Annotated in this window: 14 protein-coding genes; 11 read left to right on the plus strand and 3 right to left on the minus strand. The window is 46.7% G+C overall.

Annotated features, from left to right (window positions below):
- Nucleotides 1–2 precede the first annotated feature (2 nt).
- The 4 genes from hemC to hemB are packed head-to-tail and all read left to right on the plus strand — an operon-like array spanning nt 3 to nt 4,561.
- Nucleotides 3–929 (plus strand): hydroxymethylbilane synthase, encoded by a 927-nt coding sequence (gene hemC, locus PHG53_06150; GenBank protein MDD5381200.1) that lies wholly within the window; start codon nt 3–5, stop codon nt 927–929.
- A complete protein-coding gene (gene cobA, locus PHG53_06155; GenBank protein MDD5381201.1) occupies nt 926–2,437 on the plus strand; it encodes a uroporphyrinogen-III C-methyltransferase in 1,512 nt (503 codons plus the stop codon). The genes hemC and cobA overlap by 4 nt, the downstream gene beginning before the upstream one ends.
- The gene (locus PHG53_06160; GenBank protein MDD5381202.1) at nt 2,434–3,579 is read left to right on the plus strand and encodes a radical SAM protein; all 1,146 of its coding nucleotides are present in this window, start codon (nt 2,434–2,436) and stop codon (nt 3,577–3,579) included. Before cobA ends, PHG53_06160 begins: the two co-directional genes overlap by 4 nt.
- 10 nt (nt 3,580–3,589) lie before the next feature.
- Entirely contained in the window at nt 3,590–4,561 is a 972-nt protein-coding gene (gene hemB / locus PHG53_06165; protein ID MDD5381203.1) for a porphobilinogen synthase, read from the plus strand.
- Nucleotides 4,562–4,578: 17 nt separating this feature from the next.
- Here the strand turns inward: hemB and PHG53_06170 are convergent, their stop codons facing one another.
- The gene (locus tag PHG53_06170) at nt 4,579–5,259 is read right to left on the minus strand and encodes a hypothetical protein (protein MDD5381204.1); all 681 of its coding nucleotides are present in this window, start codon (nt 5,257–5,259) and stop codon (nt 4,579–4,581) included.
- Nucleotides 5,260–6,347: 1,088 nt separating this feature from the next.
- Nucleotides 6,348–6,698, minus strand: coding sequence for a hypothetical protein (locus PHG53_06175; protein MDD5381205.1), 351 nt, complete (start codon nt 6,696–6,698; stop codon nt 6,348–6,350).
- A 258-nt stretch (nt 6,699–6,956) separates the two neighbouring features.
- Here PHG53_06175 and PHG53_06180 point away from each other — a divergent pair, with 258 nt between their 5' ends.
- The 4 genes from PHG53_06180 to PHG53_06195 are packed head-to-tail and all read left to right on the plus strand — an operon-like array spanning nt 6,957 to nt 10,694.
- Nucleotides 6,957–7,262 (plus strand): hypothetical protein, encoded by a 306-nt coding sequence (locus tag PHG53_06180; protein MDD5381206.1) that lies wholly within the window; start codon nt 6,957–6,959, stop codon nt 7,260–7,262.
- Nucleotides 7,263–7,316: 54 nt separating this feature from the next.
- A complete protein-coding gene (locus PHG53_06185; protein ID MDD5381207.1) occupies nt 7,317–7,613 on the plus strand; it encodes a DUF167 domain-containing protein in 297 nt (98 codons plus the stop codon).
- A 38-nt stretch (nt 7,614–7,651) separates the two neighbouring features.
- A complete protein-coding gene (locus tag PHG53_06190) occupies nt 7,652–9,082 on the plus strand; it encodes an MATE family efflux transporter (GenBank protein MDD5381208.1) in 1,431 nt (476 codons plus the stop codon).
- 7 nt (nt 9,083–9,089) lie between these two features.
- Complete coding sequence (locus tag PHG53_06195) at nt 9,090–10,694, plus strand: tetratricopeptide repeat protein (GenBank protein MDD5381209.1); 1,605 nt, start codon at nt 9,090–9,092, stop codon at nt 10,692–10,694.
- 3 nt (nt 10,695–10,697) lie between these two features.
- Here the strand turns inward: PHG53_06195 and PHG53_06200 are convergent, their stop codons facing one another.
- Nucleotides 10,698–11,081 (minus strand): DUF3192 domain-containing protein, encoded by a 384-nt coding sequence (locus tag PHG53_06200; GenBank protein ID MDD5381210.1) that lies wholly within the window; start codon nt 11,079–11,081, stop codon nt 10,698–10,700.
- 208 nt (nt 11,082–11,289) lie between these two features.
- Between PHG53_06200 and PHG53_06205 the strand changes: the two genes are divergently transcribed.
- The 3 genes from PHG53_06205 (at nt 11,290) to lpxD (ending at nt 15,975) form a co-directional block, all read left to right on the plus strand.
- Nucleotides 11,290–13,713 (plus strand): VCBS repeat-containing protein, encoded by a 2,424-nt coding sequence (locus PHG53_06205; protein ID MDD5381211.1) that lies wholly within the window; start codon nt 11,290–11,292, stop codon nt 13,711–13,713.
- 18 nt (nt 13,714–13,731) lie between these two features.
- Nucleotides 13,732–14,784, plus strand: a complete 1,053-nt coding sequence (locus tag PHG53_06210) for a glycosyltransferase family 9 protein (protein ID MDD5381212.1) — start codon at nt 13,732–13,734, stop codon at nt 14,782–14,784.
- Nucleotides 14,785–14,931: 147 nt separating this feature from the next.
- Nucleotides 14,932–15,975, plus strand: a complete 1,044-nt coding sequence (gene lpxD / locus PHG53_06215) for a UDP-3-O-(3-hydroxymyristoyl)glucosamine N-acyltransferase (protein ID MDD5381213.1) — start codon at nt 14,932–14,934, stop codon at nt 15,973–15,975.
- The last annotated feature ends 24 nt before the right edge of the window (nt 15,976–15,999 follow it).

Below are 15,999 nucleotides of genomic sequence, written 5' to 3' on the forward strand. Positions count from 1 at the left end.
CGATGAATGTCCTTACCGTTGCAACACGGGGCGCAGAATTGGCCATTGCTCAAACGCAGATTATCATCTCGGCTTTGAAGAAAACCTGCCCCGATATACAAATCAAAATCAAAAAAATAACCACCAAAGGCGACACCGATAAATATACTGCCTTGTGGGATTTAAAGAGCACTGGCTTTTTCACTTCGCAGGTAGAAGATGCCCTCCTGGCCGGAAAAGCTGATTTTGCTGTCCACAGCTTCAAGGATTTGCCTACCCAACAGCGAAATGGACTGACCATCGCAGCGATTTGTGATAGACAATTTGCAGAAGATTGTCTGATGGCAAATGATGCAATTAATTCGATAGAGCAGCTTCCACTCTCTGCAAAAATCGGCACTTCCAGCCTAAGACGCGCAGCCCAGATAAAACATTTAAGAGCTGACCTCACCCCCTTGTCCATTCGCGGTAATGTCCCGACACGAATAAAATTGCTGGAGCAAGGCAAATTTGATGCTGTCATTTTAGCCCGTGCCGGCATAGAACGGCTCGGCTTGGGTAAAAAAATATCTTTATGCTTCGACCCGCAGCAATTTATCCCTGCACCGGCTCAGGGGGCACTCGCCGTTCAAACAAGAATAGATGACCCAGCCGTAACAAAATTGATTGCCGCCATAGATGATAAAAACCTCAGGGCAATTACCTTTGCAGAGCGCCAGGTTCTGGTTACAATGCAATGCGGCTGCCATGCCCCCGTAGGTGCCTTTGCAAAAATAATCGGAAACGATATGGAAATCCGCGCATTTATCTCTGATGTGGAAGGCGAAAATTTCATCAGCCGTCGCATCACAGGCCCGGCGGCCGATGCCAACGGCCTCGCTGAAAAAATCGCCAATGACCTCCTCGATGCCGGCGGCAGAGAAATCCTGGAAAAACTCGAAAAACAATGAACAGAAAAGGCAAAGTATATCTCGTCGGCGCAGGACCCGGCAGAGCCGATTTGATTACCGTCCGTGGCGCAGAACTGCTCAAAACCGCAGACTGCATAATCTGCGACAAGCTGGCCAATCCCGCCTTGTTAAAATTCGCCCGTCCCGGCGCCGAGATTATCCACGTCCCGAAGCGAATTGGTCCCGGCTCCGCCACGCAGGACCAAATCAACAAATTAATGGTCGAAAAAGCAAAACTCGGGAAAACCGTTGTCCGCTTAAAAGGCGGAGACCCCGGTATCTTCGGCAGAACTGGACAGGAATTGTCATCCCTAACCGAAGCAGGTATCGATTTTGAAATCGTCCCCGGCGTAACTGCCGCCGTCGCCGCTGCCGAATCCGCAGGTATCCTGCTGACCGACAGAGACTACAGCTCACAGGTGGTCTTCATTACCGGCCGAGAGGCCGAAGGAAAACAAAAAAGCAATATCGACTGGAACATGCTCGCTAAATGCAACGGCACCATAGTCTTCTATATGGCGATGGAAAATCTAAAGTTTATCACAGGCCAATTAATAAAAAATGGTATGGCCGAAGAAACACCAACAGCAGTAATCGCCGACGCTACGCTGCCGACCCAGAAAACTGTAAGGGCATCACTCAATAAAATATCCGAAACGTGCAAAGAAAATAAAATCGAACCGCCCGCGATTGTAGTCATCGGCGCCGCCGCCGATGAAAAACTTAACTGGCTTGCCAATAAGCCCCTCTTCGGTAAAACTACCATCATAACTCGTGACACCGAAAGCAACGCCGACTTCGCAGCTAAGATTATTGCCAAAGGCGGCAGCCCCATAGAATTTCCAACAATCAAAATCGAACCATTGACGCATACAAATAACTTCCTGCAAATGTTCACTAAGTTAGCCGAATATGATTGGCTCATTTTCACCAGCGCAAACGGCGTAACAGTCCTCTTCGACGCTCTGCAAAAACTGGACAAAGACGCTCGCGTCTTCGCCTCTATAAAAATCGCCGCCATCGGCAGTGAAACCGCCGCAAAACTGGCCGAATTCGGCATAAAAGCAGATTTCACGCCGAATGTCTTCACCAGCAAAGAACTCGGCAAACAACTACTCGCCTTTACGAATCTAAAAAACAAAAAAGTCCTGCTCCTCCGCTCCCAATTTGCCTCGAATGAGCTTTGCGAACTATTAGAAAACACCGGAGCCAAAGCCGATAATGTTCCCATCTATACTACTGTAACTGTGAAAAATGATTCCGGCCTTCTAATAGAGAAAATCGAAAAAGGCAAAATCGACTGGCTGACCTTTGCAAGCCCATCTTCTGTTAAAGCTTTTTTCGAACAAATCCCCGCCGACCTTATAAACTCCAGTAATATCAAAGTAGCGTCTATCGGTCCGGTTACCTCCGAACAACTGAAAACCCTCGGCCTCAAAGTCGATATGCAGGCGACTGAGCACACCATCGACGGCCTGCTCGACGCTATTGAAAAAATGTACGAATGATAAACATCTCAAAACTATATTGCGGCTTGGCCGGCGAATCCGACCACCTGCGCTACGCACAGCATAATTCCTTCGGCCCAGTCGTCGCCTACAACTGCACAAGCCGCTGTAACTTAAATTGCCTGCATTGTTACAGCAGTTCCACCTCCGGCCTCGGCAGCGATGAACTAACCACCACCGAAGCCAAACAACTGCTCCATCAACTCGCTGAAGCCAATTGCCCCGTCATATTATTCACAGGCGGCGAACCCTTGCTGCGAGATGATTTATTCGAACTATTGGCCGAAGCAAAGCAATTATCCCTGCGGACCGTCATCTCCACCAATGGAACATTGATTGATTCAGCCGCAGCCAAAAAACTCGCCGAAGTCGGCGTAAGATACGTTGGAATCTCCATCGACGGCGAAGAATCCTTCCATGATAAATTCAGACAATCGAACGGCTGTTTCAAAGCCGCCTTAACCGGCATCGCGAATTGTCAAAAAACTGATTTAAAAACCGGTCTGCGATTCACCATAACAAAACAAAACGCCGAACAAATCCCCGCCGTCTTCGACATCGCCGCCGAAGCCAGCATCCGCAGGATTTGTTTCTATCATCTTGTAAAAGCAGGCAGGGCAAAAAATCTCGATGAGTTTATTCTGACGCCGCAGCAAACTCGTAACGCCATTGACACAATAATAGAAAAAACCGGAGAATTCGTTCAAAAGAAACTCGTTGACGAAGTCCTCACTGTCGGCAACCACGCCGACGGCCCATACCTCCTGCTGAAAATGAACGCGGAGGCAAATCCGCTTTACGAAAAAGCCGAGCAGCTTCTTCTTACTAACGGCGGCAACAAAACCGGCGAGAAAATCGCCTGCATCGGTTGGGACGGCTCCGTCCACCCTGATCAGTTCTGGAGGAATTACTCACTCGGCAATATTAAAAACAAACCTTTCAAAGAAATCTGGAATAACCCGGCCGAATCTGTGCTCAATAAGCTCCGCAACAAAAATCGGTTCGCCGACAAACGCTGTCTGAAATGCAAATGGTTCGACCTGTGCAAAGGCAACTTCCGATTCCTTGGCCAAGACCCATCTGAAAAAAACTGGTTACTCGAACCGCCCTGCTACCTTGCGGAAGAAGAAATAAAAAAGTAAGATACTCTCTATGAACTTTCCAAAAATCAGATTGCGACGGCTGCGAAGCAGTGCAGCTATGCGAAGACTGGTTCACGAAACGTCTTTGAGCATTGATAACCTCGTATATCCGCTTTTTGTCTGCAACGGCGAAAATATCAAAGAGCCAATTAAGTCGATGACCGGCTGTTTCCACTTTTCGCCCGACACCATCGCAGCCGAGGCCGCTGAAGTCGCCGCTTTAGGAATACCCGCTGTGCTTCTTTTCGGCCTGCCGGATAAAAAAGACCAGACCGGCTCGCAGGCCTGGGCTGAAAATGGCGTCGTCCAGCAAGCTGTAAAAGAAATCAAAAAAGCCGCCCCCGACTTGCTCATCATCACCGACGTCTGCCTCTGCGCATATACGTCTCACGGCCACTGCGGCGTCATCAAGGACAATAAGGTTGATAACGATGCGACCTGCGAACTACTCGCCAAGGTCGCTCTCTCGCACGCTCAGGCCGGTGCTGATATTGTAGCACCCTCCGATATGATGGATGGCAGGGTGAAATATATTCGTGAGGCCCTCGAACAAAACGGCTTCCACGATGTCGCCATCATGTCTTACGCCGCCAAATTCGCCTCCGCTTTCTATGGGCCATTTAGAGACGCGGTCGATTCCGCTCCCGCATTCGGCGACCGCAAAACCTATCAGGCTGACCCCGCCAACGCGAGACAGGCCCTTGCTGAAATTGCTCTCGATATCGAAGAAGGCGCTGATATCGTTATGGTCAAACCCGCCCTCGCCTACCTTGATATAATTTACCGAGCGAGACAGCGTTTCGATTGCCCCATCGCCGCTTATAATGTCTCTGGCGAATATATGATGCTCAACTCCGCCGCCGAGGCCGGGCTTTTAGATAAGCAGGCCGCTATGATGGAAACGCTTTACTCAATCAAACGCGCCGGCGCCGATATAATAATCACTTACTTCGCAAAAGATGTCGCAAGAAAGACAACTTAACTTTTCACCAGCTTTTTTTAAAAGCCTTTTTTCCTTAACTCATCGAGATACTTAGCCGCGGCATCCTTGCCGCCTAAACCAAAGGCAAGCGCCAAAGCAAGGACAATGCCGCCGAGGATAATATTAAAGGTAGCAGTTACCAAAAGAGGGGCAATACCAAGCTGTTCTAACGCGATTGTTACTGCAAAAATTATAATCGCCCAGCGGCATATACCGGCCAAAAGCTGTGGTTTGGGCAGATTAGCATTGCCTGCGGCAGTGCGGACTATTCCTGAGACGAAACTGGCCAGAAACATCGCAACCACCAGAACAAGCAGGGCTGCTATCACATTCGGAACGTAAGCAAATAAGCTTGCAAGAACATCGGAAGCCTTGGGCAGCCCCAACGCATCTACGGCCATCACTAAAACCATAATAATAATCAGCCAATAAACTACGCCGCTTACCACTTCTCTGGCGGAGACTTTCAAATCGCCTTTTCTTAAAACCTCTGTTATACCCGCCTTATCAGCCAGCATATCGAAACGCACTACCTTAAGCAGCCAGTTAATTACTCCCCTGATTGCCTTGGCCACAAGCCAGCCCACTATCAAAATTACTAATGCACCAAGCAAGATGGGAAGATAGGCCAGTATTTTGGTCAACATTTGGCGGACCGGCTCAGCTATAAGATTGTTCCATTCTAATTGTGCTAACATTTTTGGTACCTCCACAATAAACTGTTAATATTCTATATCGTTTCTACCGGCTTTCATTTAAACACTCTTTTATGTCTTTTCTATATCACCCCCTGTATTATTATCGGCACTACCATTCGACATTAATTAAAAATTCTCTCTGCGGACAAGTCATAAAATTGGCTTTGTTTGGGTTTGTTTTTGCGAGTTGGTAGTTCGTGGTTCGTAGTTGTTAGTAATTGTCATATCTGGAGTTATATTCATTTTGGGGGTTTTGGAAATTGGGTTCGTTTTGCATAATTTAGTTATTTTGATTGATTGACTTTCAACCACAGATTGCACAGATTAACACTGATTATTAAGTAAAAGCCGCCTAAATTAACTGTGTTTTGTTGTTTCATGTCTTTCATCCTGTTTAGAATACGTCCCTTCTACAATTGGAAGAACTTGCGCGAATGATGCGAAAAACAGGGGGTTTTCAGGGGTGTGGTTTTGGCTAAGTCGTTATAGTTAAAGGGATAAAGAAATTTTGAAAAAGTGAATTTTTGATTTTAACCTGCTGCGCGTCTGATTGATTTTCCCACCACCTCAGCGAGAATTTCACCTTTTCACTAATGCTGCTTTGCCGAGAGCTGCTCGATAAATTCACAGCTTTACAGGAGTGCAAAGGTTGTTCTTGTCAGCAGCAACTCTTCCACAGTGTTTACACATATACTTAGGTTCGCGGACAAGAGACTTGTATTCTTTCGTATTCTGCACCTGATAACCGACATTTGCCAGATAGCATAAATGCATTTCGTGCCAAGTGTGAGGCATTTTAGGTTTTCTTCTTAAAAACATTATCAGCTCCTCAAACAATTTGATGGTTTATAATTTACCTGTTTTTCCCGCTTTTCAAGGCCTATATTCCGCTATCATAAATTCTATGCCGAAGTTGAAGTAAGAGCAAGAAAAATTTCGGGGTTGTGGGGAGTGATATTTTGGCTAAGTTGTTAGAGCTAAAGAGACAAAAAAACTTTGAAATCAGCCGTTTTGGGTGTGCAGGTATATGCGTTTTTGATTGATGATTTCGTATTGCGCAGTAAATATATCGTACTGTTTCCTACAGTCTATTCGGTCTTACTGGGGCGGGATTTCTTTTTTATTTTTTCAATAATTTTAACGGGCAGTCCGACCAGCAAGACGATTGGGAATTGGCAAATAATCATAAACAGCCGAAACAGGCGGCCCATAACAGATACATCACGTGACCATAGTTGCTGCCACGCTCTGACCCAGACGCTGACCTGCCAGCGAAGATTTAGAAACGGGATATACTGAGTGAACTGGCCAACAGCCTCGCCGCAATGAGGGCAATAGTGATCAAGCGGGTGAACGGGCCTGAAGCATCTTATACAGACGGGCGTTCCATCGCCTTGTTCTTCAGTAATATCTCTATCTTCTGCAGGCTGTGGTTCCATTTCGATTGGCGCCTAATAAATAGTATAAACCGCTTTTTGCCAAGAACTTAGTATACCCCGCAAGGGATAAAAAGTCAAGATACTTTGCCGAAGGCCGCGACGTAAAGAAAATCAAATACCAAAAATAAAAAGTAAAAAATATGGAGCCGCTTCGCGGAGGAGTTTTTATCCGAGCAGTAGGCAGCATTCCCATTTATTATTTTCGATTTACAATTTGGAATTGTATTTTACCTGTGAATTCATTAGTATGCCGTTGTTATGGAAACGCTGAAATTATTATGCGATTATTTTCCGACGGCGGTTTTTACGGGCAAGTGCCTGGTCTTTATAAGCGAGGACTGGCGGGTAGAACTTACCGAGCATAAAGACAGCGATTTCAGCAAGGCCGATGATGCGCAGCCATCCATTATACGAATTAAAATCTTCAAAAAGGCGCTGAACGGAGAATTCGTACCCGGCCATTACGAGGATTTCCAGCTTTCATCATTGGGCGAATTAGCCGAGCAGATTGAAAAGTATGTGCAGTCGGCAATCGGCGCAAATCTGCGAGAGAATATCGAATAACCGGTAAGCAAAAATTTCTTCTGCATACATCTCCAAACAGATATAATCTAATCAATGGCTGATTTAAAGATTGAAAATACCGAGGGCGGCGTTATCTTTCCGGCGAAGATAGTCCCCGGCAGCAGCAGGGCCTGTATCTGCGGTCTGCTCGGCGGGATGCTGAAAATCAAGATTTCCGCCCCGCCGGAGAAGGGCAAAGCCAACCAGAGTCTTATCGAATTTTTAGCTAAACAGCTCGGCGTGAAAAAGAACGCTATCAGCATAATCTCCGGCCAAACTAATCCAGTAAAACAAGTACAGGTTTTGGGCGTATCAGCTGATAGTCTGATAGAGAAACTTAACCTTGGTTAAATGGTAACTGGTTAAATAGTAATTGGTGATTGGTTAAAATGACTGAGGAATCAACGCTACTATCAAAAAATCATATCACGGACGAGAGTTCGCTTAAATATATGCTGAAGTTAGCTGCGCCGATGGTGGTAACGAACATATCGTTCACCGTTATGCAGTTCGTTGACAGGTTTATGGTTTCACGTCTTGGGACGGAGGCGCTGGCGGCGATTTTGCCGGCCGGCATTATCAGTTTCGTGCCCGTAAGCTTCGCAATAGGCGTGATGACAAGCGTCAACACATTTGTGAGCCAGAGTTTAGGCAGAGGGCAGAAAAAAGACTGCTCGAATTACTGCTGGCAGGCAATATATATGGGGCTGGCATATATTGTTCTGGTAGCGGCAATTATGTGGCCTGCTGCGCCGTGGATATTCAGGACGCTCGGGCATGAGCCGGGGGTTGTCGCTTTGGAAGTCGTATATCTGCGGATTATGCTCTATTCTCAGTTTCTCTCGATATTCACGTGGGCGAGCACACAATTTTTGATGGGGATTCACCGGCCGATTATTACGATGTATGCGTCGCTGGTCGGGCAGGTGGTCAATGTCACCGCGAATTACGCATTGATTTTCGGCCACTTCGGATTTCCCGCGATGGGTGTCGCAGGCGCGGGATGGGGAACATTTATAGGCGTAGGCGTCGGAGCAGTTATGGTGATGGCGATGTTTCTGGGCAACGAGATAAACTCTAACTTCGCAAGCAGGAGAACAACAAACATCGATTTGGCTAAGATGAAGGATTTGGTAAAAGTGGGTTTTCCGGCTGGGGCCGGCTTTATAATAAATATGTCATTCTGGGGAATAATCCTGTTCGGGCTGGTCGGCAGATTCGGCAAAGAATCGCTGGCCGCGACAAGCGCGGTGTTTTCTTGTATGAGCGTTTCATTTATGCCTATTGTAGGGCTTGGAACCGCCCTGACCGCAGCAGTGGGCAGGTCAATCGGCAAAGGCAGGAAAGAAATGGCAATCAAACAAACCGCCGTCTGTCTGCGGGTCGCCCTTATTTATATGGGGCTGGTGGGGCTTTGCTTTTTGTTATTCAGGAACAATTTAATGGCTTTCTGGTCCCCGGACGATAAAGAAGTAGTTGCTATAGGGATTAACATTTTTATTTTTGCAGCCATTTTTCAGGTTTTCGACGGTATGCTGCTTATTTACTATAATGCGCTGTGCGGGGCCGGCGATACTTTGTGGCTGGCGATTGTCGAGGCCGTCAGCGCGACGACCATAATGGGAATAGGCGGCTTTTGTATGATAAAATTTTTCCCGGAGTTTGGCGCTTTGGGGCCGTGGGGTTCAGCCACGGTAAAGATTATCCTGATTGCGATGGCAAACCGCTGGAGATTTAAGAGCGGTAAGTGGATGCAGATAGATTTGTTCAAACGGCGTCCTGTCGGTGTGCCGGTAGAGATTGAGGCGGTCATCGAATAATTTTAAGATGAAAAAGATTTTGCTGATAATCGTTTGTGTTTTGTTTTTTACGGCAGGGGTATCCTTCGGCCAGAATGCGACACTCGCCAACCAGGACAAACAAGGGTTGAATGCGCGGTCGATCGAGCAGGTGCTGAGATTAGACGATGAAGAGGTCGATTTAGGGACAGCAGTACTGATTGTCTCGGAGCAGTGGAGTGATGTCGTAGAGGGCAGGAGGTACCTGTCGGACCTGGATGATATGGCCATTGAAATCCGCGGGAGACTAAAAAAGAAAAGGCTGCAGGCGAACTATAAAGCAATTGAGGTAATAAACAAATACTTATTTGACGAACTGGGATTTAGGGCGGTTAAAGATGCAAACAACCCGGATGATTTGTTTTTGCATTCGGTACTGGACAGAAAACGCGGGTACTGCCTTAGTCTTTCGGTGCTTTACCTTTCGCTTGGGGAACGGCTGGGCCTGCCTTTGTATGGCGTTGTTGTGCCGGGGCATTTTTTCGTGAGATACGACGACGGACGGGTGCGCTTTAATATCGAGACAACCAGCAAGGGCGGATATGCTGATGACGAACACTACAGGAAAGAATTCAAGGTGCCGAAGAACAGCGACGGCATTTATATGGAGAACCTGAATAAAATCCAGACATTAGGCTGTTTTTTTAATAATCTTGGAAACAGCTACAATGAGGTCGGCGATATAAATCAGGCGATGCTTGCGATTGAGAGAGCAGTCGAGATAAATCCGGGCCTGGCTGAATCACGCATGAATTTAGGCAATATCTACCTGAAGAAAGATAAAGTAGATGACGCAATACGCGAATACAACGCGGCTCTGGAAATTGACCCGGGCAATGCCAAGATATATAACGGCCTTGGAAACGCATACGCCGAACAAGGCCGTTGGAACGAAGCAGCTTCGCAGTTTATGCGCTCGGTCGACATGGACCCGGATTTCACAGAGGCGTATAAAAATCTGGCAACCGCTTATTGCGAACAGGAAAGATTCGGGCTGGCTGAGATGCAACTGAAACATGCGATTGGTCTGGAGCCGAAAGACCCCAATCTGTATAAGCAATTAGGCGACATCTATACCAAGATGGGGGATTATAAAAATGGAATATCGCAATATAAAAAAGCTTTGGGGAAAAAGAGTAACTTGGCTGAGGCACATTTTGGTCTGGCTTTCTGTTATAACAAACTGGATTTGTTTGACGATGAACTTCAAGAATACAAAAAAGCTCTGGCAATTAAACCCGATATGACGGCTGCTCTGGTGAATTTAGGGAATGCATATTTCAACAGACATAACTATGATGCAGCCATCGAACAGTATAAAAAAGCCGCCCAGATAACACCAAAAGACATCATGATTCATTATAACCTCGGAGCGGCGTACTCCAACAACGGACAATATGAGCAGGCAGCATCAGAGTACGGGAAAGCGATTGAGATTGACCCGAAAATAGGCGATGCGCATAAAGGGCTGGCGTTCGCATTTTACAGGTTAGAAAAATATGATTTGGCGTGGCAGCATATTAAAACAGCCGAGAAATTAGGAGTCGAAGTTTCCAAAGACCTGCTCGCTGCCATCGAGGACGAAATAAAATAGAATTTATTTCTTAATATCTTCCAAGAAATCCGCTCCCCAGCCGATAAGCTTTCCATTATCGAAAATAAGGGGCGTCAGCTCGCTGTCCATGATGGTGGCCGGATTGGCAGTGTAGACGGTGCTTTCTATATCTGTGTAGTAATACAACACCTCAAAGGTTTTGTCTTTCCCAGGCAGGATTTCGCTCTTATACGGGCTGTTGACCGTCGGTTCGCCGAACCTTCCGCCTCCGCTTTCGTTTCCCATAATCGCCAGCGCCTGCTCTTTGGCCATACCCACAGAAAGTTTTTGCAGATTTCGCCTGTTTGCAGTTCTAACCCGATCAAGCGAAGAAGTGCAACCGGCTATCAACACAAACAATATGGAAACAACTGCCGCTTTTTTCATAACCATACCTTTCCTTAAGACGCACCTGATTTTGGCCTTCTGAATTTTAACTTAATAGAAACCAGATTAAAAGACAATACTTAGCTCTCCTTAAAAACAGCCATATTTCAAAAATTATTGATATTACCCCGACAAGGGTGTATATTGCTGTGCGTAAAACGTAATAAATTTCACAGAGAAACCACAGGTAAAAGTGGAGGATTTTATTGTGCGGCCGATTAGAACAATAATCACGGTTGTAATTTTAAGTGTAATTATAAGCAGCACCGGCGCTGAGCCGACCGACCCTAATAATTTAGCAGCATACTACGGGTTCGGCGAGATGGAGATAATCAAATTAGACTGGGGTATAAAAGGTTTGAGGGTCGCTGATTTCAACGGCGACGGCCGGGGCGATATCGCCGTGGTCAATGACAGAAAGGCCAAGATTGAGCTGCTGCTTCAAAAAGACTCCGTCGGGCCGGGCGAAACACCTGTAGCTGTTGACCCTAACGACATTGACATAAACATACTCAGCCCCCCTACCCGTTTTCAAAAAGAGTCTATAGCAGTCTCACAGAAAGTCTTCAGTTTCGTTTGCGGGGATTTGAATTCAGACAAGATGATTGATTTGGCCTTTTATGGCGAGCCGAAGGGTTTGTATGTGATATTGCAAAAAGCAGGTGAGACTGAAGCCGGAAAGCCGAAGATCTTAAACTGGCGAACAAGAAAAAAAATAAAAATTGACGACGGCCTTACAAATCCCGGCGCGCTGGTGTGTGCCGATTTGAATAACGACGGTAAAGACGATTTGGCTCTGGCCGGCCGCGACGGGGTTTATATTATTCTGCAAAAAGAAGACGGCTCGCTGGCTGAGCCGGTGAAATATCCTACCACTGCGACGACACTGGGCGCAGAAGCAGGCGATTTGAACGGTGACAAGATAAACGACCTGATTCTCGTAACAAATAACAGCGAAAAGCCGATACACACGCGGTTCGGCCTTGCCAAGGGACAATTAGGCCCACAAGTTCAATTCTTTATTGAAAGACCGCTGGCATTGGAGGTTTGCAATATAGACGCCGAAGCCGGCAGCGAAATCTTGACTGTTGATGCGTTAAGCAAGCGGTTAATCTGTTACAAATTTACCTCCGAAAAAGAGCCGGACGGCGATTGGCCGATTCTGTTTTATCCACTTACTTCGGGCGAAGGAAGTAATAAGCGGGATTTGGCAGTCGGTGATTTTGATGGCGACGGGCTGGCTGACATCGTGGTAAGCGACCCTGGAGCCGCGGAACTTATTTTCTATAAGCAAACACCGGAACTCGGGTTGGCTGAGCCGGTGAAATTTCCCGCATTTGCCGATATTGAGAGTTTGTCTGCTGCAGATATCGACGGCGATGGGAAAGTCGAGCTGGCAGCTTTGAGCGTTAAGGAAAAGATAATCGGAAAAGCTAAATTGGAAGGCGACAGATTGTCGTTTCCGCAACCGGTCGAAATCATCGGTGAACCGGCGGCAATGGATCTTGCCGATATTGACCATGATGGTAAGACCGATTGTCTTTATATATCTAAAGACGCTAATGATATTAGACACTTAAGGGTAATTTATAATCTTGGCGCAACGGACAAACGTGACATCCCGTCAAAAAAGAAACGGTCTAAGGAAGACGCAGATGACGCCAAATCTGCTTTAGAACTTAAAGGGCTTGCCTCAGACCCGGATGGTTTGAAAGTTCTTGATGTTGACCAGGATGGTTTAGAGGACGTTCTGATATTTGTCAAATACGAATCTCCTATATTGGTTCGCCAAGTACAGAAGAAAAAATTTAAAGTAGTTGATTCGCCGAGCGCACAAGCAAGCCTGATTAAGGATGCAACTCTGGGGTCAGCGGCTGTAGCTAATGTGGACGACAAGGCAGGCGAAGAAATGCTGGTTGCACAAAATAATTTTGCGAGGAGCCTGGTTTTCGCAGAGGGCAAGACATGGAGTATAATAGACCAATATAACGCAAAGGGCACGGAGAATAAAATATCGGCAGTTGCCGCCTTCGATATTGACGGTAATGGTCCTCAAGGCCGCCCCGCTATCCTGCTGCTGGACGGTCAGAAGGGCCAGCTTCAAATACTCAAGGCAGGTGTCGATAATACCTACCGGTTTGAAAAAGAATTAAATGTCGGCACGTGGGACACAGCAGCAAAGCACCTAAAAATGCTGTTTGTACCTCTTACAGACAGCAAAGTTAAGAACATTCTGCTGTTCGACGGTGATAAATTTGCACTTGTAACGCCGCCAAGCGACAGCCAGACGCCGCAGCATTTAGAGCAGCTATTCAGTTATGAAACAAAAATAAAAGATGGTCTATATGGCAATCTTACGGCTGGGGACATTAACGGTGACGGCCGGGTCGATATTATTATGGTCGACTACAACCGCAATCATATCGAGATACTTGCGCTTGATAATGATACGAAGCCGATTCCCGCAATGCGTTTCAAGATATTTGAGCAGAAAAGCTATCGCGATGGTAAAGAACTCGCCAAAGTCTCTATCGAGCCGCGAGAGATGAAAATCGCTGACGTAACCGGCGACGGCAAAAACGATTTAGTAAATGTCATCCATGACCGAATAGTTATTTACCCTCAAGACTAACCAGGAAGAGCTTTGCCCATGCAGGAAAACGATAATATTTTTAACCTGCTGAGGGAAGAGGAAGCCGAAGCATCCCGGCGAGCTCTGCGCGGGGTAATATTGCAGCCGGGCGCAATCGGTGATTGTATATTAACTCTGCCTTTAGTCGAATTTATGAAAGACCGTCTCGGATTGGGCGGGGTTGACATTCTCGGTCATGCCGAATACACCGGCATTTTGCCGGGCAGGACGTGCGTTGACAGCATCCGCTCTATAGATTCGGTAGACTTGCATCGATTATTTGTCGAACCCAATACGTTTGACCTTGCGGATGGGGATGCCTTGATAAACGTTTTTAGCGATTATGCCTGGATTGTAACATTTCTGGGTGAGCCGGATAGTAACTTTGAGCAGAACCTGATTTTCACCGCCAATTGCAGCCGCAGTGTGGAAGTAATAACTTTATCCTTAAAGCCATCTGAGAAATCATCCACGCATATAACCGATTTTTACATAGAGCAATTTGCCGCTCAAAGCGGCTTATCTCCGGAGCCTCCGCCGGTTTGCAAAACGAAAAGTTTAATAAAAGCGACTAAAGCAGACATAAACAGAGGTAAAGAACTGCTGAAAGAAATAAACGTTGATTCTACCGAAAAACTTATTGTAATTCAGCCGGGCAGCGGCGGTTCGCATAAGTGCTGGCATTTGGATAATTTCATAAATGTGGCGAAAGAGTTGGCAAGCAAGGGAACAGATGTGATATTTTTGCTGGGTCCCGCAGAGATGGAACGACTAAACACATCGACGATTAGCAGAATTGAGAGCATCTCTAAAATACTTACGAATCTGCCATTGGCGGACGTGCTTGCGGTTTTGAGCAATGCCAGCGGCTACACCGGCAACGATAGCGGGATAACGCATCTTTCGGCGACATTAGGCATACGAACGGTTGCAGTTTTCGGGCCGACAGACCCGGCGGTATATGGTCCTATCGGGCCGACTGTAACGGTTTTACAAGGCGTGGAACCGGATTTCACAAAGAAACCCTCGGCGAAGCTGCAGCAGAAGCTTTTGAAGGCTTTAATGACATGAGGATAAATCGCAGCCAGGTTTGCACTGAGCACGAGGCACAAGCGATATGTCTGTGTTGACTGCATCAGCTATTGTGCTATAATACATCAAAGATCTTTGTAGAAACTCACAACATCGAAATTCCGGCAAGATGAAAGATAAGGACACATGCAAAAAACTTTGGGCGAATTAGCTGAATATGTAGGCGGCAGAGTCGTCGGCGACTCCAATGTAGCAATCAACTCTGCCTCCACGCTCGGGCGAGCAGGTGAAGGAGAAATCAGCTTTTTGGCCAACATTAAATACGAAAAGCAGGTCCAGACAACCAAGGCCAGCGCCGTAATCGTAGGCAAAGAAACACCTGAAGTTTCGGTTCCTCTTTTGGTGGCCGAGGACCCGTATTACGCTTTTATGCAGATTATGGTACTGCTCCACGGTTACCGGAAGCATAAAAAGACAGGAATCAGTCCGCGGGCAATAATTTCAGACAGCGCAAAAATCGGTACAGAATGTCACATTTATGATTTCGTTACCGTATCAGACGATGCAAAAGTCGGGAATGGCTGCATAATTTATCCGGGTGTGTTCATCGGACAAGGTACTACAATCGGCAATGACTGCATAATATATCCGAACGTGGTCATTTACGACGGATGTAAAATAGGCAATCGTGTAATTCTAAATGCCAATTCCGTAATTGGCGATGACGGCTTCGGTTATGCCAGCCATAAGGGCATACACTACAAGGTGCCGCAGATCGGTATTGTGATTATAGAGGATGACGTGGAGATTGGCGCCTGCTGCGGAATTGAACGAGGTACACTCGGCGATACCGTCATAGGCCAGGGCAGTAAATTAGGCGATTTGGTCGCGATAGGTCACGGCACTAAAATCGGCCCGCACTGTCTGCTCGTAGCTCAGGTAGGTGTTGCCGGCTCGACAACTCTGGGACACCACTGTATAGTCGGCGGCCAAGTTGGTATTGTCGGTCATATTAATATCGGAAATAATGTTATCATAGGCGCCCAGGCCGGTGTTATTAATAATGTTCCAGACGGCAAAACGATAGTGGGTGCACCGGCTATTGAGGCCGACCAGGGCAAACGAGCGTACAGTATGATACAACACCTGCCTGAGATGCGGCAGAGTATTCGCAAACTCGAAAATCAGATTGAGCGGATTGCCCCGTCTGCCGAATCGGACTCTGAATAATCAACGGAACAATAGTTATTTGTT

This window comes from Phycisphaerae bacterium (assembly GCA_028714855.1).
In the GTDB taxonomy this organism is placed as follows: domain Bacteria; phylum Planctomycetota; class Phycisphaerae; order Sedimentisphaerales; family Anaerobacaceae; genus CAIYOL01.